This is a genomic window from uncultured Pluralibacter sp. (assembly GCF_913775985.1).
In the GTDB taxonomy this organism is placed as follows: Bacteria; Pseudomonadota; Gammaproteobacteria; order Enterobacterales; family Enterobacteriaceae; genus Pluralibacter.
Genome location: NZ_CAJYMB010000147.1, coordinates 1 through 24730, shown reverse-complemented (window position 1 = coordinate 24730; position 24730 = coordinate 1). Strand labels below are relative to the sequence as shown.

At 56.3% G+C, this 24730-nt stretch carries 24 protein-coding genes, 1 tRNA gene and 1 rRNA gene; 18 read left to right on the top strand and 8 right to left on the bottom strand.

Annotated features, from left to right (window positions below; translation table 11 throughout):
* Positions 1-25: 25 nt before the first annotated feature.
* From rng to csrD, 6 genes are all read right to left on the bottom strand, one after another.
* Positions 26-1495 (bottom strand): ribonuclease G, encoded by a 1470-nt coding sequence (gene rng / locus QZ766_RS17575; RefSeq protein ID WP_297204250.1) that lies wholly within the window; start codon positions 1493-1495, stop codon positions 26-28.
* Positions 1485-2078: a Maf family protein gene (locus QZ766_RS17570; RefSeq protein WP_297204248.1), complete on the bottom strand. Its 594-nt coding sequence runs from the start codon at positions 2076-2078 to the stop codon at positions 1485-1487. The genes rng and QZ766_RS17570 overlap by 11 nt, the downstream gene beginning before the upstream one ends.
* 8 nt (positions 2079-2086) lie before the next feature.
* Entirely contained in the window at positions 2087-2575 is a 489-nt protein-coding gene (mreD, locus tag QZ766_RS17565) for a rod shape-determining protein MreD (RefSeq protein WP_297204245.1), read from the bottom strand.
* Entirely contained in the window at positions 2575-3576 is a 1002-nt protein-coding gene (mreC, locus tag QZ766_RS17560) for a rod shape-determining protein MreC (protein WP_297204243.1), read from the bottom strand. The genes mreD and mreC overlap by 1 nt, the downstream gene beginning before the upstream one ends.
* A gap of 68 nt (positions 3577-3644) precedes the next feature.
* Positions 3645-4688 (bottom strand): rod shape-determining protein MreB, encoded by a 1044-nt coding sequence (mreB, locus tag QZ766_RS17555; RefSeq protein WP_006818047.1) that lies wholly within the window; start codon positions 4686-4688, stop codon positions 3645-3647.
* 294 nt (positions 4689-4982) lie between these two features.
* Positions 4983-6923 (bottom strand): RNase E specificity factor CsrD, encoded by a 1941-nt coding sequence (gene csrD, locus QZ766_RS17550; protein WP_297204241.1) that lies wholly within the window; start codon positions 6921-6923, stop codon positions 4983-4985.
* A gap of 221 nt (positions 6924-7144) precedes the next feature.
* Here csrD and QZ766_RS17545 point away from each other — a divergent pair, with 221 nt between their 5' ends.
* The 18 genes from QZ766_RS17545 (at position 7145) to QZ766_RS17460 (ending at position 24344) form a co-directional block, all read left to right on the top strand.
* Positions 7145-8119, top strand: a complete 975-nt coding sequence (locus QZ766_RS17545; protein ID WP_297204239.1) for an MDR family oxidoreductase — start codon at positions 7145-7147, stop codon at positions 8117-8119.
* A gap of 77 nt (positions 8120-8196) precedes the next feature.
* Complete coding sequence (gene msrP, locus QZ766_RS17540; RefSeq protein WP_297204237.1) at positions 8197-9198, top strand: protein-methionine-sulfoxide reductase catalytic subunit MsrP; 1002 nt, start codon at positions 8197-8199, stop codon at positions 9196-9198.
* Positions 9199-9798: a protein-methionine-sulfoxide reductase heme-binding subunit MsrQ gene (gene msrQ / locus QZ766_RS17535; protein WP_297204235.1), complete on the top strand. Its 600-nt coding sequence runs from the start codon at positions 9199-9201 to the stop codon at positions 9796-9798.
* Positions 9799-10032: 234 nt separating this feature from the next.
* A complete protein-coding gene (gene aroQ, locus QZ766_RS17530; RefSeq protein WP_297204232.1) occupies positions 10033-10476 on the top strand; it encodes a type II 3-dehydroquinate dehydratase in 444 nt (147 codons plus the stop codon).
* 31 nt (positions 10477-10507) lie between these two features.
* Complete coding sequence (accB, locus tag QZ766_RS17525) at positions 10508-10966, top strand: acetyl-CoA carboxylase biotin carboxyl carrier protein (protein WP_297204230.1); 459 nt, start codon at positions 10508-10510, stop codon at positions 10964-10966.
* A 10-nt stretch (positions 10967-10976) separates the two neighbouring features.
* A complete protein-coding gene (gene accC / locus QZ766_RS17520; protein WP_297204228.1) occupies positions 10977-12326 on the top strand; it encodes an acetyl-CoA carboxylase biotin carboxylase subunit in 1350 nt (449 codons plus the stop codon).
* A gap of 106 nt (positions 12327-12432) precedes the next feature.
* Entirely contained in the window at positions 12433-12675 is a 243-nt protein-coding gene (locus tag QZ766_RS17515; protein ID WP_297204226.1) for a YhdT family protein, read from the top strand.
* Positions 12665-14116 (top strand): sodium/pantothenate symporter, encoded by a 1452-nt coding sequence (panF, locus tag QZ766_RS17510; protein WP_297204223.1) that lies wholly within the window; start codon positions 12665-12667, stop codon positions 14114-14116. The genes QZ766_RS17515 and panF overlap by 11 nt, the downstream gene beginning before the upstream one ends.
* A 12-nt stretch (positions 14117-14128) precedes the next feature.
* Positions 14129-15010 carry a 50S ribosomal protein L11 methyltransferase gene (prmA, locus tag QZ766_RS17505; RefSeq protein WP_297204221.1) on the top strand — a complete coding sequence of 294 codons (882 nt, stop codon included), beginning with the start codon at positions 14129-14131 and terminating at the stop codon, positions 15008-15010.
* Between the two features lie 414 nt (positions 15011-15424).
* A complete protein-coding gene (dusB, locus tag QZ766_RS17500) occupies positions 15425-16390 on the top strand; it encodes a tRNA dihydrouridine synthase DusB (RefSeq protein ID WP_297204219.1) in 966 nt (321 codons plus the stop codon).
* A 25-nt stretch (positions 16391-16415) separates the two neighbouring features.
* Positions 16416-16712 carry a DNA-binding transcriptional regulator Fis gene (fis, locus tag QZ766_RS17495; protein WP_000462905.1) on the top strand — a complete coding sequence of 99 codons (297 nt, stop codon included), beginning with the start codon at positions 16416-16418 and terminating at the stop codon, positions 16710-16712.
* 263 nt (positions 16713-16975) lie between these two features.
* Complete coding sequence (locus QZ766_RS17490; RefSeq protein ID WP_297204205.1) at positions 16976-17149, top strand: DUF2556 family protein; 174 nt, start codon at positions 16976-16978, stop codon at positions 17147-17149.
* A gap of 115 nt (positions 17150-17264) precedes the next feature.
* Positions 17265-19319, top strand: a complete 2055-nt coding sequence (locus QZ766_RS17485; protein ID WP_297204204.1) for a bifunctional diguanylate cyclase/phosphodiesterase — start codon at positions 17265-17267, stop codon at positions 19317-19319.
* Between the two features lie 238 nt (positions 19320-19557).
* On the top strand, positions 19558-19779 hold the full coding sequence (locus tag QZ766_RS17480) for a lipoprotein (protein WP_043080943.1): 222 nt from the start codon (positions 19558-19560) through the stop codon (positions 19777-19779).
* A 411-nt stretch (positions 19780-20190) separates the two neighbouring features.
* Positions 20191-21216, top strand: coding sequence for an amino acid ABC transporter substrate-binding protein (locus QZ766_RS17475; protein WP_297204202.1), 1026 nt, complete (start codon positions 20191-20193; stop codon positions 21214-21216).
* Between the two features lie 67 nt (positions 21217-21283).
* Complete coding sequence (locus tag QZ766_RS17470) at positions 21284-22465, top strand: amino acid ABC transporter permease (protein ID WP_297204200.1); 1182 nt, start codon at positions 21284-21286, stop codon at positions 22463-22465.
* A 9-nt stretch (positions 22466-22474) separates the two neighbouring features.
* Positions 22475-23578, top strand: coding sequence for an amino acid ABC transporter permease (locus QZ766_RS17465; RefSeq protein ID WP_297206464.1), 1104 nt, complete (start codon positions 22475-22477; stop codon positions 23576-23578).
* Positions 23579-23585: 7 nt separating this feature from the next.
* Entirely contained in the window at positions 23586-24344 is a 759-nt protein-coding gene (locus tag QZ766_RS17460) for an amino acid ABC transporter ATP-binding protein (RefSeq protein WP_297204198.1), read from the top strand.
* A 98-nt stretch (positions 24345-24442) separates the two neighbouring features.
* Here the strand turns inward: QZ766_RS17460 and rrf are convergent.
* Together rrf and QZ766_RS17450 are read right to left on the bottom strand one after the other, a co-directional pair.
* Positions 24443-24558, bottom strand: a 5S ribosomal RNA gene (gene rrf / locus QZ766_RS17455).
* Between the two features lie 28 nt (positions 24559-24586).
* A tRNA-Thr gene (locus QZ766_RS17450) sits at positions 24587-24662 on the bottom strand.
* Positions 24663-24730: the final 68 nt, after the last annotated feature.

Below are 24730 nucleotides of genomic sequence, written 5' to 3'. Positions count from 1 at the left end.
GCACCTCTCCTTGTAACAGCAGGAATTACATCATTACCACGTCAAACTGCTCCTGATTATAGAGCGGTTCTGTTTGTACCTTGACCTGCTTGCCGACAAAGATTTCGACTTCGGCCAGCGCGTGAGACTCTTCCCCTTTCAGGGCTTCAGAGACTGCGGCAGAAGCGTAGACCAGAAAACGGTCGGAGTCATAGGCGTGATGCACGCGCACAATCTCGCGCATTATCTCGTAGCATACGGTTTCCACTGTCTTCACGCGCCCGCGGCCCTGGCAGGTGGGGCACTCGTTGCACAGGACGTGTTCAAGACTTTCCCGCGTGCGCTTGCGGGTCATCTCCACCAGCCCGAGCTGAGAGAAGCCGTTGATGCTGGTTTTCACCCGGTCTTTACTTAACGCCTGATCCAGCGAATGCAGCACCCGGCGGCGGTGGTCTTCATTATTCATATCGATAAAGTCGATGATGATGATCCCACCGAGATTGCGCAGGCGCAGCTGGCGGGCAATGGCCTGGGTGGCCTCAATATTGGTATTGAAGATAGTATCGTCAAGATTGCGGTGGCCGACGAACGCGCCGGTGTTGATATCGACGGTGGTCATCGCCTCGGTCTGGTCAATCACCAGATAGCCGCCTGATTTGAGCTCGACTTTGCGTTCCAGCGCACGCTGGATCTCGTTTTCCACATCAAACAGATCGAAGATGGGCTGGCGACCGCTGTAGTGTTCAAGCTTGCCGGTCATTTCGGGCATATATTCAGCGGTGAACTCGGTCAAGGATTCAAACGTCAGGCGGGAATCTACGCGGATACGGTCCAGGTGCGCGTCAGCAAAATCACGCAGCACGCGCTGGGCCAGGGCCAGCTCGCCGTACATTTTATAGCGGGTCTGGGGGCGTTTTTTGCGCTCCATAACCTTCGTCCAGACGCGTTTAAGGTAAGCGGCATCGGAGGCCAGATCCGCCTCGCACACGCCTTCAGCAGCGGTGCGGATAATAAAACCGCCCTGCTCGTCGCAATAGTCGCTGACTACGCGTTTAAGCCGCTCGCGCTCGGCTTCGCTTTCAATGCGCTGGGAAACCCCAACGTGGGAGGCGCCAGGCATAAAGACCAGGTAGCGGGAAGGCAGCGTGATGTCAGTGGTAAGGCGGGCACCTTTGGTACCCAGTGGATCTTTCACCACCTGCACCATTAAGTCTTGCCCCTGGCGCACCAGCTCCGAAATATCGCGCACTGTAAACTGCTTCTGCTCATCACCCGCCACGCACTCGGTGTGCGGCATGATGTCAGAAGCGTGAAGAAACGCGGCCTTGTCCAGGCCAATATCTACAAATGCCGCCTGCATCCCAGGAAGTACGCGACTAACCCGACCCTTGTAGATATTGCCTACGATGCCACGCCGCGCCTCGCGCTCGATGTGGATCTCCTGCAGAATACCGCCGTCGATGTACGCGACCCGCGTCTCAGAAGGCGTTATGTTTACCAATAATTCAGCCGTCATGTTTATCCCTTTGTTCACGCAGTGCGTTAAAGTTACCCAGCAACTCATACGTCTCTACCAGCGGCAGGCCAACCACGGCATGATAGCTGCCGTTTATTTTTCTCACAAAACAGCCGCCCAGGCCCTGAATACCGTATGCGCCGGCTTTATCCATCGGTTCGCCGCTGGCTACGTAGTCCGCAATGTCTTCCTCAGATAATACCCGGAAGGTCACTTCTGTCATCACCTGACAGTCGATGGTTTGCGTGCGGTCCGCCAGTGCTATCGCCGTCAGCACCTGATGCGTCTGCCCGGAGAGCTGTCTGAGCATTGCGGCAGCCTGCTCTTTATCTTTTGGCTTCTCCAGCACCTGGCCATTCAGTACGACAATGGTATCCGCCCCCAGCACCGGCAGATCGCGCGCGGCCAGCGCAACGCCAGCCTGCGCTTTTTCACGCGCGAGGCGCGTGACGTAATGCGGCGCTGTCTCCTGCGGCTGGCGCTGTTCTTCGATACCGGGAACCAGACGCTCGAAGCGAATTCCCAGCTGCGTGAGCAGCTCCTGGCGGCGAGGTGAACCGGAGGCGAGATAAAGCATTGTCATAGAAACCTTTATTGTACAGAGAATTGCTGACGAATTTTTCGCATCAGCAGAAACAGCCACGGCCAGAGCGCGCCGTTTACTACGCTGCTCCAGAAAACATCTGGTTTGAAGGCCACGTTAATCACTAAAAATTCGGCCCAGAACACCACAATATCAACGGACAGCGACAGCAGCATCACCACCAGCGCCTGCTGCCAGAGCGCGAGGTTGCGAAAGAGCTGATATTTGAGCGCCACCAGATAGGCGATGATGCTGAGCGACAGCGCGCGAACGCCGAGGGTTGAGCCGCTAATGAGATCAAGTATGGCACCCATCACGAAACCCGTCCCGACATTCACCCGGTGCGGAAGAGCGAGGATCCAGTAGAGCAGGATCAGCAGGACCCAGTTTGGCCGGTAGACAATAAGGTCATCCGGCCAGGGCATAACCTGCAGCAGGAGCGCCACCAAAAACGACAGCCAGATTACCCAGCGTCCCTGGCTTCGATAGCTGGCCACTACTGCCCTCCTGACGAAGAGGCGTGAGAGGCTTCTCCGGTCATTCCCGTCGCCGGTGCCGGCAACGGTGCCGGCGGCCCCATAGTGTCAGTAGACGGCAGCACCTGAGGCATCATCTGCATCAGGCGCTCGTTCGCCACGCGATGCACCTCTTCCGGCGTCATCGGATTGGCGCCGTTGCGATCGGCGCCCCACAGCAGCAGCAGATAGCGCAGACGCTGAAGGCCCGCGGTCGGGCGCGCCTGAATGACGGTATACGCGCGCTGGGTATCCAGCTTAACGGAGGAAACCACGCCTACCGGATAACCTTCCGGGAAACGGCCGCCGAGACCGGATGTCACCAGCACGTCGCCAACGCGAATATCGGTATTGGCCGGCAGATGCTCCAGCTGCAGATCGTCCGTGCAGCCGTTACCGGCGGCAATGACGCGAATATCGTTGCGCAGCACCTGAATGGGCAGCGCGTGGGTTGCGTCGCAGATCAGCAGCACGCGACTGGTCAGCTTGGCAACGGCAATCACCTGACCAACGACGCCTTTATCGCTGATCACCGGCTGGCCTTCGTACACGCCGTTAACGCTGCCTTTGTCGATAACCACCTGGTCGCTGTAGGGATCGTTTACGGTAGAGATCACCTGCGTGACCATCTTCTGTTCGTCCTGGCGCAGCGGAGAACCCAGCAGCTCGCGCAGGCGGGCGTTTTCCTGTTTGTACTGGCCAAGCATCAGCAGATCGCTGTTTTTAAGCAGCAGCTCCTGGCGAAGGGCGCGGTTTTCCAGCTCGAGCTGGTCGCGGGTTGCCAGAGTCTGTGAGATCCCGTCAAGAAGTTCGCGAGGACCGTTTGAAATGAAGTAGAAAGGGCTTACGGCGGTATCCATGTACGTTCTGATTTGGCTGAACGTACCGAGGCGGCTGTCGGCAATAATAACGCCAAGCGCGACCAGCACCGCCAGAATCAGGCGAATCTGCAGCGACGGGCCACGGCTAAAAATGGGCTTCATAGGCTATGCGTACTCTCGCGTCAGTGAAATAACTGGGGCAGCCTGCGCTGCCCCAGACTTCAGGCTGACTACTCTTCGCTAAACAAGTCGCCGCCGTGCATGTCGATCATTTCCAGCGCCTTGCCGCCGCCGCGGGCAACACAGGTCAGTGGATCTTCTGCAACTACGACAGGAATTCCTGTCTCTTCCATTAACAGGCGGTCGAGGTTGCGCAGCAGCGCACCACCACCGGTCAGCACCATGCCGCGCTCGGAGATGTCAGAGGCCAGCTCCGGCGGGCACTGCTCCAGCGCCACCATCACCGCGCTAACGATGCCGGTCAGCGGCTCCTGCAGTGCTTCAAGAATTTCGTTCGAGTTCAGGGTAAAGCCGCGCGGCACGCCTTCGGCCAGGTTACGACCGCGCACTTCGATTTCGCGCACTTCGTCGCCCGGGTAGGCGGAACCAATCTCGTGCTTGATACGCTCGGCGGTGGCTTCACCAATCAGGGAGCCATAGTTACGGCGTACGTAATTGATGATGGCTTCGTCGAAGCGGTCGCCGCCAATACGCACGGAGGAGGAGTAAACCACGCCGTTCAGGGAGATAACGGCCACTTCGGTCGTACCGCCACCGATATCCACAACCATAGAGCCGGTCGCTTCAGATACCGGCAGGCCTGCGCCAATTGCCGCCGCCATCGGTTCTTCAATCAGGAAAACTTCGCGAGCGCCGGCGCCCTGAGCGGATTCGCGGATAGCGCGACGCTCAACCTGGGTTGCCCCAACCGGTACGCACACCAGCACGCGCGGGCTCGGGCGCATGAAGCTGTTGCTGTGAACCTGCTTAATGAAGTGCTGCAGCATCTTTTCGGTCACGAAAAAGTCGGCGATAACGCCGTCTTTCATCGGACGAATAGCTGCGATGTTGCCCGGCGTACGGCCAAGCATCTGCTTTGCTTCATGGCCCACCGCCGCGACGCTTTTCGGAGAACCGGCACGATCCTGACGAATGGCGACTACGGAAGGCTCATTCAGTACGATGCCTTGTCCTTTTACATAAATCAGGGTATTCGCAGTACCCAGGTCAATGGACAGGTCATTGGAAAACATGCCACGAAATTTTTTCAACATACTAAGGGATAATCCTGAAAGCTGGGGCGGAACACAAAATCCGCTTACTTTACCAACCACACGCAGCAGCGACAAGGCGCAAAAATCGGCTGCAGCGGTGAAAATTAGTGCAGTTCGTTTCCTTTGTTACAATTTCAGTCTGACAGCCGTCAGGACCGCAGCACACCTCGCTGACATTGCAGCTAACTTAAAGGACGAACACTGGCTTTTCCTGAAACATGTCGGCAGGTCGTCGAGCGTACCTCCGAAGCAACAGCGCGCGTTATTCTACGTGAAATCACGTCAAACGGCAGATCAAACAGAGTATCTTTGCGAATATTTTTTCACGCTGGTGTCAAGCGGCTGTACGGCCGCGAAAAATACGCCCTGACCGCCTAAAACACCGCATTCTCTAAGGACTTGCCACTCGCTGCGGCTGCATACGCCAGTGGCGTAAACCTGGGTAGAGGTTCCCTTGCAGGCCTCCACCAGGCTCTGCACCAGCAGCTGGTTCTCGCTGCGCTTCTCAATATTGCGCACCAGGCCCTGGTGAAGCTTGATAACATCGACTGACAAATCCTTGATCCAGCTGGTGCCCACGAGGGTTAAACCCGCCTGAATCACCACTACTCTTGCCCCCAGCGCGGTGATTAAACGCACCGCAGGCTGTAATCGGCTGATATGTTGACAGACATCCGCCTCTGCAAGTTCAAAAATAATCCTGGATCGATGAGATTTTTCAGACTGCATGAGCGTATCGCGCAGCCAGCGCTGGAATCGAGGGCGAATTAGCGACTCAACCGTCACCTGCATCGCCAGCCTCTCTTCCGGCCAGAATGAGAGAAACGGCAGCAGTCGGGTTATCTGCAGCCGGTCATACTCCTCCGCCCGGCCAAACTCGATCACCATCGGCATATACTCGGCGGCAACCACTTCTTCTTTACCGTCAAACATCCGGCACATGAGCTCCCGGTGATGTACGCGCCCGTCGTACTGCAGGGCCGGCTTTTGATAGAAGCGCGGGCCGCCGCGGGTCAGCATCTCTTCAATCAGGGTGCGCCAGCGGACGTTACCGCGCCCTTTTTCCGGCAGCGTATCGTCATAAACCGCCCAGCTGTTGCTGCCCTGCAGCACCGCGTTACGTACCGCCGATTCCGCGTGATCCATCACCTGAGTGGTCGTCTGCCCGCTGCGCCAGCTACAAATGCCAATGTGCATAATGTCGTCACGATCGAGAATTTTGGTCGGCGGCAGCGTATTGACTGCTTTCAGCAGCAGTGAGGCAATGCTGTCGGCCTCTTTCAGCGTCCGGTGCGGCAGCAGAACCGCGAAGTCGCTGCGGTGATAGCGCGCCAGCAGCGCTCCCGGATAGCGCAGCATGAACGTTGAGAGCATGTTAATGAATGTCAGGAAATGCTCTTCCGCCGCCGCCCGGCCCCAGTTGTCACGCAGCAAATCGAATTCGGGAACCCGTATAATCATCACGATGCCGTAAGAGCCTACTTTATCTGGATCTTCAAGCTGGGTGGCCAGCTGATTATCGAAAAACAGCCGGTTGCTCAGCCCGGTCTTACTGTCCTGCGCGGCATAGGAGCGAATCAGCGTATCCATGCGGCTGCGCTGCTCGCCGGCGAACTGGATCTCAGAGAGCAGCACGTCCAGCGCGCTGCTGGCGCGCGCCGGCCATTCGTGAACCGAGCCGCGCACCTGGTTGCCGCGCTCGCCGTTCAAAATGCGCGTTGAGCGGCGCTCGAGCAGCTCCTGGCCGGAAAGCTGGTTGCGCAGCCAGCGCACCGCCAGAAACACCACCAGCACCATAAAGGCAATAGCGACGGTGAGCGGTGCAGTGGTCAAAAGAGAGTGAAAATCGTTAACCATCGGGTCGAGATAGCGCAGTTCAATGGTCATCCCGGGATTGCGGATTGATGCCACGCTCAGCTCGCGGAAGCGGTAGTTGCTGCCTACAGGCTGATAGCTGGTGCGCCGCGTATGGCTAAAAACAGGCTTTCCGTTCACCACACAGCGGATACTGACAATATCCACGGGCACCATCATTTCGTCCATTTCGCTATCCAGCTGCGCAAATGGCGTATTGATAAGGCGGGTGTCAATGATGGTCGCTACGGCGCGTATGCGCGAGTCCGACTTCTGCTGAATACCGTTATAGAAGCTTAGCGAACTGCCGATTAGCGTGACAAAGATAGTGAGACCTATCAGCAGCGTCACAAAGGCGGAAAATTTCGTCGTTAATCGCATCCCTGTATTAACTCCGTGAGTCAAAAACAGCCCGACTGACCGGACACCCGCTCTCGCACATTAAAGTCAGTAAGTACCAACTAGCGTTCCGGCATGGCCTGAGCATACTACCAGAGTGAACGCATCTGGCAATTTATTGCGTTAAATCGGTGCCACACTTTACTAAGCGAGTATAGTCTTCAGAAATTTTTTTCCAATCGCTAACCACCCGAGGAGGGATCATGCAGGCGTTAATCTTAGATCAGCAGGATGATAAGACTGTTGCATCAATTCAGCATATTGACGAAAGCCAGCTGCCGCAGGGTGGTGTCACCGTCGATATTGACTGGTCGAGCCTCAACTATAAAGATGCCCTCGCCATTACCGGCAAGGGCAAAATCATCCGCAATTTTCCGATGGTGCCCGGCATTGACTTTGCCGGTACGGTGCACAGCAGCGAAGACCCGCGCTTTCACACTGGCGAGCGGGTGATCCTCACCGGCTGGGGCGTGGGTGAAAACCACTGGGGCGGGCTGGCTCAGCGCGCGCGGGTTAGCGGCGACTGGCTGGTGGCGCAGCCCGCCGGGCTGGACGGCCGCCAGGCGATGATTCTGGGCACGGCAGGCTTTACCGCCATGCTGTGCGTGATGGCGCTGGACGATGCCGGTATCCGCCCCGAAGATGGCGAAATCGTGGTGACCGGCGCCAGCGGCGGCGTGGGCAGCACTGCCGTGGCGCTGCTGCACGCGCTGGGCTATCAGGTGGTGGCCGTTTCCGGACGCGAAAGCACGCATGATTATCTGCGAGCGCTCGGCGCCAGCCGCATTATTGGCCGCGATGCGTTTGCTGAAACTCGTCCGCTGGAGAAGCAGGTCTGGGCAGGCGCGGTAGATACCGTGGGCGACAAAGTGCTGGCAAAAGTGCTGGCGCAGATGAACTACGGCGGCTGCGTGGCGGCCTGCGGCCTGGCAGGCGGTTTTGGCCTGCCGACCACCGTGATGCCGTTTATTCTGCGCAACGTCCGCCTGCAGGGCGTGGATTCGGTGATGACGCCGCCCGCGCGCCGCGCCGAAGCCTGGCGTCGGCTCGCCGATCTTATTCCGGCCAGCTTCTACCAGCAGGCGGCCACCGAGATCGAGCTGGCTCAGGCGCCAGAGTACGCACAGCGCATCATCAATAACCAGGTACAGGGCCGCACGCTGGTCAAGCTGGCCTAATCTTCACATTTTCGTGAGATATTCGCGCTAATGCTCTGCCTCCGTCATGATTACTATAAATCATGATGGAGGATGCCATGTCACCTAAAAAGTTAACGGAAGCCGATGTAACCCCGGAATCCGTATTTTTGCTCAGGCGCCGCCAGGTGCTGAAGATGCTCGGCATTGGCGCGGGCGCAGCTGCACTCCCATCTTCTGCCGGTGCCGACCTGCTGGACTGGTTTAAAGGCAACAACCGCCCGCCGGCCCCCTCCGGCAAGCCGCTGGACTTTACCCGCCCCGCGCAGTGGCGCAGCGACCTGCCCCTGACGCCGGAAGACAAAGTCACCGGCTACAATAACTTCTACGAATTTGGGCTTGATAAAGCCGATCCTGCCGCTAATGCCGGCAGCCTGAAAACGGATCCCTGGACTTTAAAAATCGACGGTGAAGTGAACAAGCCGCTGACTCTCGATCACGACGACTTAACCAAACGCTTTCCGCTGGAAGAGCGCATATACCGCATGCGCTGCGTCGAGGCGTGGTCGATGGTGGTGCCGTGGATTGGTTTTCCGCTGCACAAGCTGCTGGCGCTGGCAGATCCTACCGGAAACGCCAAATATGTGGCTTTCAAAACCCTGTACGCGCCGGACGTGATGCCGGGACAGCAGGACCGCTTTATCGGCGGCGGCCTGAAATATCCCTACGTGGAGGGGCTGCGCCTGGACGAGGCAATGCATCCCTTGACGCTGCTGAGCGTCGGCGTCTACGGTAAAGCCCTGCCGCCGCAGAACGGCGCGCCGGTGCGCCTTACCGTGCCGTGGAAATACGGTTTTAAAGGCATAAAATCTATCGTCAGTATTACCCTGACTCGCGAGCGGCCGCCCACCACCTGGAATATGGCGGCCTCCGACGAGTACGGCTTCTATGCCAACGTCAATCCGCACGTCGATCATCCCCGCTGGTCGCAGGCCACCGAGCGCTTCATCGGCTCCGGCGGCGTGCTGGACGTTAAGCGCCAGCCCACGCTGCTGTTTAACGGCTACGCCGATCAGGTTGCTTCTCTTTATAAAGGACTCAACCTGAAGGAGAACTTCTGAGTGCGCCTTAACACAAAGCAGATAGTCTGGCTCAAGGTCGGGCTGCATCTTGCGGCATTTTTACCGCTGGCGTGGCTATTTTGGGCGGGCTATCACGGTGACTTTAGCGCCGATCCGGCCAAAGACATTCAGCACTTCACCGGTAGGATGGCTCTTAAACTGCTGCTCGCCTCCTTGCTGGTAGCCCCGCTGGCGCGCTACGCTAAGCAGCCTTTATTGATACGCACCCGGCGGCTGCTGGGATTGTGGTGCTTTGCCTGGGCGACGCTGCATTTAACCAGCTACGCCTTGCTGGAATTGGGTATTCAAAATTTGGGTCTGCTGGCGCAGGAAGTCATTAACCGCCCGTACCTCACGCTGGGATTGATAAGCTGGATTATTCTGCTGGCGCTGGCGGCGACATCTTTCCAGCGGGCGCAGCGAAAATTAGGCTCCCGATGGCAGAAACTGCACAACTTCGTTTATCTGGTGGCGATCCTCGCACCGATACACTACTTGTGGTCGGTCAAAATTATGTCGCCGCAGCCGGTGCTGTACGCCGTGGCCGCTTTCGTACTTTTAGCCTGCCGTTATAAAAAGTTCCGGATCTGGTTTCGATAGTTTCCAATAATGTGCAGTTTCCCGCAGAACGCGCCCTCTCCGGAGGGCTTTCTTATTTAGGTATTGATAATCTTCCCTGATAAGACCAGTATTTAGCTGCCAAATGCAACGAAATCGTTATAATGTGCGACCTTAGTTTTCCCGACAGTGTTTTTTCGCCACTGAAAAGATGACAATTGCGTATCGAAGGTATATTTTGTTTTTTGCCTGAGAGTTGCAGGAGATAGCAGCACAATGTCCAACAAGTTTCGCATTTTGCTTTTGAATGGTCCGAATCTGAACATGCTCGGCACCCGAGAGCCGGAGAAGTACGGCACCCTGACGTTAGCGGAGATTGTTAACCGTTTAACCGAGGAAGCCGGCGCTCTGAATGCGTCCCTGGAGCATTTGCAGTCGAATGCCGAGCACGCCATCATTGACCGAATTCATCAGGCTAAAGACAACATCGACTATATCCTGATTAATCCGGCCGCGTTTACGCATACCAGCGTTGCGATCCGTGATGCGCTGCTGGCGGTGAGCATCCCGTTTATCGAGATACACCTGAGTAACGTTCATGCCCGCGAGCCGTTTCGCCATCATTCATATCTCTCTGATATTTCTGCCGGTGTCATCTGTGGATTAGGCGCCGATGGTTATACATACGCTTTACAGACAGCGATAAAACGCCTGTCATAATCACACTAAACAAAGAGTACGGAACCCACTCATGGATATTCGTAAGATTAAAAAACTGATCGAGCTGGTTGAAGAATCAGGTATCTCCGAACTGGAAATTTCTGAAGGTGAAGAGTCTGTACGCATCAGCCGCGCCGCGCCAAACGCGGGCTATCCGGTTATGCAGCAGGCTTATGCCTCACCGATGGTTTCTCCGCAGCCAGCACCCGCTGCCGCACCGGCTGCGCCAGAAGCGCCGGCTAAAGCAGAAATCAGTGGTCACATCGTACGCTCCCCAATGGTTGGTACGTTCTACCGCACGCCGAGCCCGGATGCGAAAGCCTTCATTGAAATCGGGCAGAAAGTGAACGCGGGCGACACTCTGTGCATCGTCGAGGCCATGAAAATGATGAACCAGATCGAAGCGGACAAGTCCGGTACCGTGAAGGCGATTCTGGTGGAAAGTGGTCAACCGGTAGAATTTGACGAGCCGCTGGTCGTCATCGAGTAACGAGGCGAACATGCTGGATAAAATTGTTATCGCAAACCGCGGCGAGATCGCACTGCGTATTCTTCGTGCCTGCAAAGAGCTTGGCATTAAGACTGTCGCCGTGCACTCCACTGCAGATCGTGATTTAAAACACGTGCTTATGGCGGATGAAACGGTCTGTATTGGCCCGGCGCCGTCTGTAAAAAGCTACCTGAATATCCCGGCGATCATCAGCGCGGCTGAGATCACCGGCGCCGTGGCGATTCACCCTGGCTACGGCTTCCTGTCTGAAAACGCCAACTTCGCCGAGCAGGTTGAGCAGTCCGGCTTTATCTTCATCGGTCCGAAAGCGGACACCATTCGCCTGATGGGCGATAAAGTGTCTGCAATCACCGCGATGAAAAAAGCGGGCGTTCCAACCGTGCCGGGCTCTGACGGCCCGCTGGGCGATGACATGGATAAGAACCGCGCCCATGCCAAGCGCATCGGCTACCCGGTGATTATCAAAGCCTCCGGCGGCGGCGGCGGTCGCGGCATGCGCGTTGTGCGCAGCGACGCTGAACTGGCGCAGTCCATCTCCATGACTAAAGCGGAAGCGAAAGCCGCGTTCAACAATGACATGGTGTACATGGAGAAGTACCTGGAAAATCCTCGTCATATCGAGATCCAGGTACTGGCAGACGGTCAGGGCAACGCTATCTATCTGGCCGAGCGCGACTGCTCCATGCAGCGCCGCCACCAGAAAGTGGTTGAAGAAGCACCGGCACCGGGCATTACCCCGGAACTGCGTCGCTACATCGGCGAACGCTGTTCTAAAGCCTGTGTGGATATCGGCTACCGCGGCGCGGGTACTTTCGAGTTCCTGTTCGAAAACGGCGAGTTCTACTTCATTGAAATGAACACCCGTATTCAGGTTGAGCATCCGGTTACCGAAATGATCACCGGCGTGGACCTGATCAAAGAGCAGCTGCGCATCGCTGCCGGCCAGCCGCTGTCCATCAAGCAGGAAGAAGTTCAGGTTCGCGGCCATGCGGTAGAATGCCGTATTAACGCCGAAGACCCGAAAACGTTCCTGCCGAGCCCGGGGAAAATCACCCGCTTCCACGCGCCGGGCGGTTTTGGCGTGCGCTGGGAGTCTCATATCTACGCCGGCTACACTGTACCGCCGTATTATGACTCCATGATCGGCAAGCTTATCTGCTACGGTGAAACCCGCGATGTGGCTATCTCACGCATGCGGATTGCCCTGCAGGAGCTGATCATCGACGGCATCAAAACCAACGTCGATCTGCAAATGCGCATCATGACCGATGAAAACTTCCAGCACGGTGGTACCAACATCCACTATCTGGAGAAAAAGCTCGGTCTGCAGGAAAAATAAGCCTGCGACAGACGCAAAAAGGCCGGATCTCCGGCCTTTTTTCTTTTTTGCCTCTCTGCGAGTACAATCCCCCGATTTCCTTTGACCCTCAACCCTCGGGAGCCTTATGGACACGCGTTTTGTTCAGGCCCACAAAGAAGCCCGCTGGGCGCTGTGGCTGACGCTGCTCTATCTTGCGGCCTGGTTTGCAAGTGCTTACATACCAAACTCACTGCAGGGATTAACCGGCCTGCCGCACTGGTTCGAAATGGCCTGTCTGCTGACGCCGCTGGTATTTATTCTGCTGTGCTGGGCGATGGTGCGCTTTATCTTCCGCGACATTCCGCTGGAGGACAGCGATGCAAACTGAAATTATCACCGTCCTGATCGTCTATCTGGTGGTGGTGTTCGCGCTGTCGATGTACGCCATGCGCAAGCGCAGCAGCGGCTCCTTTTTGAGTGAGTACTTCCTCGGCAGCCGCTCGATGGGCGGCCTGGTACTGGCAATGACCCTGACCGCCACCTACGTCAGCGCCAGCTCGTTTATTGGCGGACCCGGTGCGGCCTACAAATACGGGCTCGGCTGGGTGCTGCTGGCGATGATTCAGGTGCCGACCATCTGGCTGTCGCTGGGCATTCTGGGGAAGAAGTTTGCCATTCTGGCCCGGCGTTATAACGCGATCACCCTGAATGACATGCTGCAGGCACGCTACCAGAATCGCGCGGTGGTGTGGATTGCCAGTATCAGCCTGCTGGTCGCCTTCGTGGGCGCTATCGCCGTGCAGTTTATCGGCGGCGCCCGCCTGCTGGAGACCGCCGCGGGCATTAAGTATGAAAACGGCCTGCTGATCTTCGGCATCTCTATCGCGCTGTACACCGCGTTTGGCGGTTTTCGCGCCAGCGTGCTGAATGACACCATGCAGGGCATGGTAATGCTTATCGGCACGCTGGTGCTGCTGGCAGGCGTAATCTACGCCGCCGGCGGGCTGCACAGCGCCGTGCAGACGCTGGAGCATATCGATCCGAAGCTGGTAAGCCCGCACGGCGCCGACGATATTCTGACACCGGCGTTTATGACGTCGTTCTGGGTGCTGGTCTGCTTCGGGGTCATCGGCCTGCCGCACACCGCGGTGCGCTGCATCTCCTACAAAGACAGCAAGGCCGTACACCGGGGCATTATTATTGGCACTGTCGTGGTCAGCCTGCTGATGCTGGGCATGCACCTGGCGGGCGCGCTGGGCCGGGCAATTATTCCCGATCTCACGGTCCCCGATCTGGTTATCCCGACCCTGATGGTGAAAGTGCTGCCCGCCTGGGCCGCCGGGCTTTTCCTGGCCGCGCCGATGGCGGCGATTATGTCTAACGTCAACGCGCACCTGCTGCAGGCTTCCGCCACCATCGTGAAAGATCTGTGGCTCAGCGCGCGTCCGGCTAAAATAGAGAACGAGCGCCGCCTGAAGCATATTTCCACCTGGACCACGCTGATCCTCGGCGTGCTGATGATGCTGGCCGCCTGGCGACCGCCGGAGATGATTATCTGGCTGAACCTGCTGGCCTTTGGCGGCCTTGAAGCGGTATTTCTGTGGCCGCTGGTGCTGGGCCTCTACTGGGAGCGGGCAAACGCTGCTGGAGCGCTGAGCGCGATGATCGTTGGTGGCGTGCTGTACGCAGCGCTGGCGACGTTTAATATTCAGGTCGCGGGCTTTCATCCCATCGTTCCGTCATTACTGTTAAGTTTACTGGCTTTCGTTATCGGCAACCGTTTCGGGCAGCCGGTGGCGGAAGCTCCGAATATCACCGTTAATCACTAGAAGAGTTTTGCCATGCCGTGGATCCAACTGAAACTGAATGCCTCAGGGGCAAATGCTGAAGCGCTGAGCGATGCGCTGATGGAAGCCGGAGCGGTGTCAATCACCTTCCAGGACACGCACGACACGCCGGTGTTTGAACCACTGCCCGGCGAAACCCGCCTGTGGGGCGATACTGACGTCATCGGCCTGTTTGATGCCGAAACCGACATGAAAGAGGTGGTGGTAATCCTTGAGCATCATCCCCTGCTCGGCAGCGGCTTCGCCCATAAAATCGAGCAGCTCGAAGACAAAGACTGGGAGCGCGAGTGGATGGATAACTTCCACCCGATGCGCTTCGGCGAGCGTCTGTGGATCTGCCCGAGCTGGCGCGAGATCCCGGACGAAAACGCAGTCAACGTGATGCTGGATCCGGGCCTGGCCTTCGGTACCGGCACGCACCCGACCACCTCCCTGTGCCTCCAGTGGCTCGACGGGCTGGATCTGGAAGGCAAGACCGTGATCGATTTTGGCTGCGGATCCGGCATTCTGGCGATCGCCGCGCTGAAGCTCGGCGCCGCCAGCGCCATCGGGATCGACATCGATCCGCAGGCCATTCAGGCCAGCCGCGATAACGCCGAGCGCAACGGCGTGTCGGACCGCCTGTCGCTGTACCTGCCGCAGGACCAGCCAGCGTCAATGAAGGCCGACGTGGTGGTAGCAAATATTCTGGCGGGCCCTTTGCGCGAGCTGGCACCGTTAATCAGCGTTCTGCCCGTTGAAGGGGGCGCGCTGGGCCTGTCCGGCATTCTGGCTAGCCAGGCGGAGAGCGTCTGCGAGGCCTACCGCGATCTCTTCACCCTCGATCCGGTAGTAGAGAAAGAGGAGTGGTGCCGCATCACCGGCATCAAACGCTAGACCTCGCTTTTATGCGCAGCCTGGGGGCTGCGCATATTTTGCTCCCCAAAGTTGCGTGAAGCAGGTCATAAATCACTCACTTTTATCGCTGCATCTCTCACCGGATACAGGATTAAAAATGAGATCCAGCTCTTACTCTTTGGCATAAAATGCTGAAAAAATCGGCAAATTATCTCTTTTCTGCTCCAGATGACTCCAGAAAAAACGATAAGTTACTCAAAATTATATCTGTAGATAAATCGAGCAACTCAAGTTAACTTAATGATTTATTTAAAAATTAAAAAAGATGACAAGGTTTGCCGGGCGATTCCTTGATCTATAACAGGGGATTGCTCAAAGTTTGGCCTTTCATATCGCGTAAAAAATGCGTAATATACGCCGCCTTGCAGTCACAGTATGGTCATTTCTTAACTCATGCGCATCGGACACCACCAGCTCAGAAATCGCCTGATCGCAGCGCCAATGGCTGGCATTACTGACAGACCATTCCGGACGCTGTGCTACGAGATGGGAGCCGGTTTAACCGTTTCCGAGATGATGTCCTCTAACCCTCAGGTTTGGGAGAGCGACAAATCCCGCTTGCGGATGGTGCACGTTGATGAACCCGGGATCCGCACCGTGCAAATTGCCGGTAGCGTACCTGAAGAAATGGCGGAGGCCGCACGGATTAACGTCGAAAGCGGCGCCCAGATTATTGATATCAATATGGGTTGCCCGGCGAAAAAAGTGAATCGCAAGCTTGCAGGTTCGGCCCTCCTGCAACACCCGGATCTGGTGAAGTCTATCCTGACCTCGGTAGTGAATGCAGTGGATGTACCCGTTACGCTCAAGATTCGCACTGGCTGGGCGCCAGAACACCGTAACTGTGTAGAGATTGCCCAACTGGCTGAAGACTGTGGCATTCAGGCTCTGACTATTCACGGACGCACCCGCGCCTGCTTGTTTAACGGAGACGCTGAATACGACAGCATTCGGGCAGTTAAGCAGACAGTTTCCATTCCGATTATCGCGAATGGTGACATTACTGACCCGCTTAAAGCCAGAGCTGTGCTCGACTATACGGGGGCTGATGCCCTGATGATAGGCCGCGCAGCTCAGGGAAGACCCTGGATCTTTCGGGAAATCCAGCATTATCTGGACACTGGGGAGCTGCTACCACCGCTGCCGCTGGCAGAGGTAAAGCGCTTACTTTGCGCGCATGTTCGTGAATTGCATGATTTTTACGGTCAGGCAAAGGGGTATCGAATTGCGCGCAAGCACGTCTCCTGGTATCTCCAGGAACATGCTCCAGATGACCAGTTTCGGCGCACATTCAACGCCATTGAGGATGCCAGCGAACAGCTGGAGGCGTTGGAGGCATACTTCGAAAATTTTGCGTAAACAGAAATAAAGAGCTGACAGAACTATGTTCGAACAACGCGTAAATTCTGACGTACTGACCGTTTCTACCGTTAACTCTCAGGACCAGGTAACTCAAAAACCTCTGCGTGACTCGGTAAAGCAGGCACTGAAGAACTATTTTGCTCAACTGAATGGTCAGGATGTTAATGACCTCTATGAGCTGGTACTGGCTGAAGTAGAACAGCCCCTGTTGGACATGGTGATGCAATACACCCGCGGCAATCAGACCCGCGCGGCCCTGATGATGGGGATCAACCGTGGTACTCTGCGTAAGAAACTGAAAAAATACGGCATGAACTGATACTAGTCAGTTATGTTGTTGATATAAAAGGCGCGAACCGGCATGGGGAAGCGCCTTTTTTATTGAAATAACGACACAATTATCTTTAACGTCACCGCTTTACCTTCCCGCCAGGCCACAGCTTATTGAACCCTGCGATACACCCGCGGGATTACATTCACATTTTTTATCACAACCGTGAACAATCACCGCCGGGCCTCTTCACCAAAATTCAGCTTGGTGTATATTGCCTGACATCTTTTTCACTTATTCAGGGACAGATTATGCTGCGCAAATATGGATGGCTCATTGCATTTGCTCTGTTGATGTTTTTGTTCGAAGGCGTGGTCATGCATCTTATTGAATTGCTGACGGTCGAATATGAAAAATGCCGCAATATGAATTCAGTCAATCCGCTAAAGCTGGTGCGTTGTTCAGATCTCAACGTCATGGAATAGTCCGTAATATCCGCAACGTTACTGATATCTCCCCGCCTTCTGCGGGGTCTTAATTCTCTTTGCCGCTTGGTCGGGCGATGCTAATGTCACCGCACTGCCAATAAGTGATGACATCATGCTGTTCAGCCACTACAACGCCATTCTCGTCGCCGTCTCTTTTCTGATTGCTATTCTCGCCTCATGGGCCGCGCTGAATATGGCCGGACGCGTCGCGATTAGCCGCGGGAGAACGGCCCGGCTGTGGCTGATTGGCGGCGGCGTATCGATGGGTATCGGGATCTGGTCGATGCACTTTATCGGCATGCTGGCGATGGATGCCGCAATGCAAATGCGCTACGACCTCCTGCTGACGCTGCTGTCGCTGGCGGCGGCCATTGCCTCCTCCCTGTTTGCGTTGAAAATGGTGAGCGTTGGCCGGCTGGGTCTGCGCCGTCTGCTGCCCGGCTCTCTCATCATGGGCAGCGGCATTGTCGTGATGCATTACACCGGCATGGCTGCTATTACGGTAGATGAGCCCATTGGCTGGAATTACGGCTGGGTGGCCTGCTCGGTAGTTATTGCCCTGCTGGCCTCCTTTGCCGCGCTGATGCTGACCTTCAGGCTGCGTCACGAAACGGCCCAGGTTGCACTGATGCGCTTTGGTGCGGCGGTGCTGATGGGCATTGCCATCGCCGGTATGCACTATACCGGCATGATGGCGGCCCACCTGCCGACTCACATGGCCGCCCACCACAGCGGCATTCAGGGCAGCTGGCTGGCGGCGCTGGTCAGCATCGTCACGTTGTTTATCCTGGCGATCACTTTATTGCTCTCTATTCTGGATGCGCGCCTGCAGGCCCGTACGGCGCTGCTGGCCACCTCGCTTGAAAAAGCCAATCAGGAGCTGGCCCGGCTGGCGCTGCAGGATCCTCTGACGCAGCTGCCCAACCGGGTGCTGTTTGAAGATCGGCTGGCGCAGGCGCTGGGCAAAGCGCAGCGAACCGACAGCCTCTTCGCAGTCATGTTTATCGATCTCGATGGATTTAAAGCAGTTAACGATGCCTTCGGCCACGAAATGGGCGACAGGCTGCTGGTTGCGGTAACCGAGCGGCTCCTGCAGCCGCTGAGCGGCCAGTATACGCTGGCCAGGATCGGCGGCGATGAGTTTGTGCTGCTGGCGGAAACCGCCGCGCCGGATGATGCCGCACGGCTTGCCAGCGCGCTGGTCAGGGCTATTGATACTCCCTTCATCATCGATCGCTACGAGCTTATTGTCACCCTGAGTATCGGCATTGCGCTTTATCCGGCGGACGGTGAAAACGAGCGCGAGCTGATGTTTAACGCCGATGCTGCGATGTACCACACCAAATTCAGCGGCCGCAACGGCTATCACTTCTTCCAGCCGTCCATGAATACCTTCGCCCAACGCCAGCTGCAGCTGACGAACGATCTCTGGAACGCGGCCGAGCGCGGCGAGTTGCGCCTGCACTATCAGCCGAAGGTGGAAACCCGATCCGGTGCGATCGTGGGCTTTGAAGCACTGCTGCGCTGGGAACATCCCCGCGAAGGGCTGCTGATGCCGGATCTTTTTTTACCGCAGGCGGAAAAAACCGGCGTCATTATTCCGGTAGGCAACTGGGTCATTAATGAAGCCTGCCGCCAGCTGGCGGCGTGGCGCGCCCGCGGCCAGCTGGGCTGGTCGATAGCCGTCAATCTTTCCGCACTGCAGTTCGAGCAGCCGCAGCTGCTGGATACCGTTCTGGCCGCGCTGGCGCAGCACCAGATCCCACCCGAGAAGCTGATTCTGGAAGTCACCGAAACAACGGCCATGCGCCATCCCGAGAAAAGTATTAACGTGCTGAACAGCCTGACGGCGCTGGGAGTAAAAGCCTCAATCGATGATTTCGGTACCGGCTACTCCAGCCTGCTGTATCTTAAGCGCCTGCCCGCCAGCGAGCTGAAGATTGACCGGGCGTTTATTAAGGAGTTAACCGGAGACAGCGAGGATGCAATTATCGTTTCGGCAATCGTCGGGCTGGCGCGAACTCTGGATCTAAAAGTGGTGGCCGAAGGCGTCGAAAATATTGAACAGCTTGAATTTTTAACCACACTAGGCTGCGATGTCCTGCAAGGCTATTTTTTAGGAAGGCCGGCCACCCCAGCCAGCATTGAGGTAGATGGCCCGCTATAAATAAAGCGCCTAAAAGCGTTGATCGTCTGCGCAACAGGACTGGAATTATAAATGAGACGTTACCCTGCACAATTTCTTCATATTTTAATAACCAATTGTTAAATACCTCCACGATTTTTACACTGCTCATAAATTGAGACGGTTCCCATCTCTATAGGCTGTATCCGCCGTGGTATAATGCCCCCCTAATCCGTAAGGCCGATGTACGTCATCAGCGACGGCGAAAAGAGGTAATATGATGAAACGATTGATTTCCGTTGCAGTTCTGGCGGCTACCCTTGCCGGTTGCGCCCATGATTCTCCGTGCGTGCCGGTCTATGACGATCAGGGACGGCTGGTACACACCAATACCTGCGTAAAAGGCACAACTCAGGACAACTGGGAAACTGCCGGCGCTATCGCGGGCGGTGCCGCCGCACTGGCTGGCCTGACCCTCGGGATTGTGGCATTAACCAAGTAATAACGATGAAAAGCGCGGGCGACCGCGCTTTTTTATTATCCTCTTTTCCCGCCCTCTCTTGATTTTGAATCCATCGCGTTATTTGCTGTGAATATATTTTTGAATTAACGATCTCACTATTAATTCCTATCTTGCCCGGCTATCTATTTCCCGATCAATATTAACCTGCGAAATCATCTTTTTCTTATTGTCCTTGCCTGAAACTTTTTTGCTCCGTTTTGTGGCAGCCGTTGCAATTTTGCACCACCCCGGCGCGCGATCTCTATTCTTTCCTGTCTACACTCATTTTGTTGCACTCCCGCCGCTGTATTTCCGGTTATTGCAATCCTGGCACTCCGTTTGCTTTACCAAAAACGGACAGGTTCTCATGCTCACTGATAACGATAATTTCAACGCCAAACAGGATGCTTTATGAAAAAAATGATGCTCGCCAGCTTTGCAGCCGCAGGTGTACTGTTCGCGATTGCTAATCAGGCCCAGGCCGGAACCACGCTCGATGCGGTTAAAAAGAAAGGTTTTGTTCAGTGCGGTATCAGCGACGGGCTGCCCGGCTTCTCCTATGCCGATGCCAGCGGCAAATTCACCGGCATTGATGTTGATGTCTGCCGCGGCGTGGCGGCCGCGGTGTTTGGCGATGCAAACAAGGTGAAATATACGCCGCTCACTGCCAAAGAGCGTTTCACCGCCCTGCAGTCTGGAGAAGTCGACCTCCTGTCACGTAATACGACCTGGACCTCATCCCGCGATGCGGGCATGGGCATGTCTTTTACCGGCGTAACCTACTATGACGGCATCGGCTTTCTTACTCATAACAAAGCCGATCTGAAAAGCGCGAAAGAGCTGGACGGCGCTACCGTCTGCATTCAGGCCGGCACGGACACCGAGCTGAACGTGGCAGACTATTTTAAAGCCAACAACATGAAATACACGCCGGTCACCTTTGACCGCTCCGATGAATCAGCGAAAGCACTGGAGTCAGGCCGCTGCGATACTCTTGCCTCCGACCAGTCGCAGCTGTATGCCCTGCGCATCAAGCTCAGCAAACCTGACGAATGGATTGTTCTGCCGGAGGTTATCTCTAAAGAGCCGCTGGGGCCGGTGGTTCGCCGCGGCGACGATGACTGGTTTGCTATCGTCCGCTGGACCCTGTTCGCGATGCTTAACGCCGAGGAAATGGGTATTGACTCGAAGAACGTCGATGCGAAGGCGGCCAATCCGTCTACCCCGGATATGTCTCATCTGCTGGGTAAAGAGGGCGACTTCGGTAAAGACCTCAAGCTCGACAATAAATGGGCCTATAACATCGTTAAGCAGGTGGGCAACTACGCGGAAATTTTCGACCGCAACGTGGGGAAAGACTCCGCCCTGAAGATCAAGCGCGGACAAAACAATCTGTGGAACAACGGCGGCATTCAGTACGCACCGCCGGTACGTTAAGGGTTTAGCGGTAACGGGCGCTGCCCCGGCGGCGCCCACTCAGCGTTCTGGCTATTGAGGTTCTACTATGTCTTACCGCCGCCCTGCGTTGAAAGGTGCGTTCTCCCTTTCCAGCCCAAAATTTCGCGCCTGGCTGTTCCAGATTGTCGCGCTGGCGGTCGTTGCGGCCGTCTTCGTCTACCTGATCCACAATACTATCGTTAACCTCAACAACCGCGGTATTACCTCCGGATTTGCTTTCCTCGACCGCAGCGCGGGCTTCGGCATTGTTCAGCACCTGATTGATTATCAGGAAGGAGACACCTACGGCCGGGTATTTCTGGTTGGCCTGCTGAATACGCTGCTGGTTTCTGCACTGTGCATTGTATTCGCTTCCGTTTTCGGCCTGTTTCTCGGACTGGCGCGCCTGTCGGAGAACTGGCTGCTGCGCAAGCTTTCAACGTTGTATATTGAGATTTTCCGTAATATTCCGCCGCTGCTGCAGATTTTCTTCTGGTATTTCGCGGTGCTGCGCAACCTGCCGGGACCGCGGCAGGCGCTTGACGCTTTTGACATGGTTTATCTCAGCAACCGCGGGCTCTATATTCCCTCACCACAGTTTGGCGAGGGCATACTGGCCTTTACGGCAGCGATCGCGCTGGCGCTGGCATTGACGGCCGGGCTGTACCGCTACAATAAAAATCTGCAGATCAAAACCGGGCGCCTGCGCAGGACGTGGCCCGTCGGCATTGCCCTGCTGATTGGGCTATCTCTGGTCGTGCATTTACTGACGGGCGCGGCTGTGCACTGGGATGTACCGACGCTTCGGGGCTTCAACTTTCGCGGCGGCATGGCGCTCATCCCGGAGCTGGCGGCGCTTACCCTTGCACTTTCGGTATACACCTCGGCCTTCATTGCGGAGATTATCCGCGCCGGCATTCAGTCCGTGCCTCACGGACAGCTCGAGGCGGCCCGCTCTCTGGCGCTACCGCACCCGGTTGCCCTGCGTCAGGTTATATTGCCGCAGGCGCTGAGGCTGATTATTCCGCCGCTGACCAGCCAGTATCTGAATATTGTCAAAAACTCCTCGCTGGCCGCCGCAATTGGCTATCCGGATATGGTGTCGCTGTTTGCCGGTACGGTGCTAAACCAGACCGGTCAGGCCATTGAAACTATTGCGATTACCATGTCGGTTTACCTGATCATCAGCCTGGCAATTTCGCTGCTGATGAATATCTACAACCGGCGAATGGCGCTGGTTGAGCGCTAAGGGATGATGATGACTAAAGCCGTACTGCCTCCTTCTGCGCCACGCGCCGGTTTCACGCCCCTGCGCGGGCTGCTGTGGATGCGTAAAAATCTGTTTTCCGGCTGGCTGAATACGCTGCTGACGCTGTTTTGCCTGTGGCTGCTGTGGGAGGTTCTGCCGCCGCTGCTGAACTGGGCGCTGCTCCAGGCCAACTGGGCAGGCACCACCCGTGCGGACTGCACGAAAGCCGGTGCCTGCTGGGTATTTATTCATCAGCGCTTTGGCCAGTTTATGTATGGACTCTATCCCCACGAGCAGCGCTGGCGTATTAATCTTGCACTGGCGGCTGGCCTGCTAAGCATAGCCCCGATGTTCTGGCGCGCGCTGCCGCACCGCGGTCGCTATATCGCCTGCTGGGTGATTGCTTATCCTGTTCTGGTCTGGTTTCTGCTGTACGGCGGCTTCCTCGGTCTTGAGCGAGTTGAAACCCGCCAGTGGGGCGGCCTGACGCTGACGCTGATAATTGCTTCAGTGGGCATTGCCGGCGCGCTGCCGCTCGGTATTCTACTGGCCCTCGCCCGACGCTCGACGATGCCGGTTATCCGGACACTCTCTATCATTTTTATTGAGTTCTGGCGCGGCGTGCCGCTTATCACCGTGCTGTTTATGTCATCGGTGATGCTGCCGCTTTTTATGGCCGAAGGGACCACAATCGACAAGCTGATCCGCGCCCTGGTTGGCGTGATCCTGTTTCAGTCGGCCTACGTGGCGGAGGTGGTGCGGGGCGGGCTGCAATCGCTGCCAAAGGGGCAGTACGAAGCAGCAGAGTCGCTGGCGCTGGGATACTGGAAGACACAGGGGCTGGTGATCCTGCCCCAGGCGCTGAAGCTGGTGATCCCCGGACTGGTTAATACCATCATTGCGCTGTTTAAGGATACCAGCCTGGTGATCATTATCGGGCTGTTCGATCTGTTCAGCAGCGTACAGCAGGCCACGGTCGATCCTGCATGGCTCGGGATGTCAACGGAGGGCTATGTCTTTGCCGCGCTGATCTACTGGATCTTCTGTTTTAGCATGTCGCGCTATAGCCAGCATCTGGAGAAGCGCTTTAACACCGGGCATACGCCGCACTGAGGACACTATGAGTCAAACATTACTGCAACCGGCTGAAGCGATGATCACGCTGGATAACGTTAATAAATGGTACGGTCAGTTTCACGTGCTCAAAAATATCAATCTCAGCGTCAGGCAGGGCGAGCGCATTGTGCTTTGCGGGCCGTCCGGCTCCGGGAAATCCACGACTATACGCTGCATTAATCATCTGGAGGAGCATCAGCAGGGGAGGATAGTGGTTGACGGTACCGAGCTGAATGACGACCTGCGCAATATTGAGCGAGTGCGTCAGGAGGTGGGCATGGTGTTTCAGCACTTCAACCTCTTCCCACATTTGACTGTGTTGCAAAACTGCACTCTGGCGCCGGTGTGGGTCAGAAAGATGCCTAAAAAAGAAGCGGAAGCGCTGGCGATGCACTATCTGGAACGCGTTCGTATTGCCGAACACGCTCATAAATTCCCGGGGCAGATCTCCGGCGGGCAGCAGCAGCGCGTGGCGATCGCCCGCTCGCTGTGTATGAAGCCGAAAATTATGCTTTTTGACGAGCCGACTTCTGCGCTGGATCCGGAAATGGTGAAAGAGGTGCTGGATACGATGATAGGTCTGGCAGAGTCGGGGATGACGATGCTTTGTGTAACGCACGAGATGGGATTTGCGAGGACGGTAGCAGACAGGGTTATCTTTATGGATCGTGGGGAAATCGTTGAGCAGGCGGAACCAAATGCGTTCTTCGCGCACCCTAAATCGGAGCGCACGCGGGCTTTTCTTTCGCAGGTTATCCACTAACAGGAGGCCAAAACCTTTTGCTCAATCGGTTTTGGCCAGTAGATCGCAGACAACGTAAAAGGCCCAGTCTTTCGACTGGGCCTTTTACGTTATTTGATGTCTGGCAGTTCCCTACTCTCGCATGGGGAGACCCCACACTACCATCGGCGCTACGGCGTTTCACTTCTGAGTTCGGCATGGGGTCAGGTGGGACCACCGCGCTGTTGCCGCCAGACAAATTCTTTTACTTTACTGCGTATAACTGGTGCTGATACCCAGAGTCGAACTGGGGACCTCACCCTTACCAAGGGTGCGCTCTACCAACTGAGCCACATCAGCACGCTTAACTGTCGAACCGTTCACGACGCTATCGTGACCGCGTTCTTAAATTGATGCCTGGCAGTTCC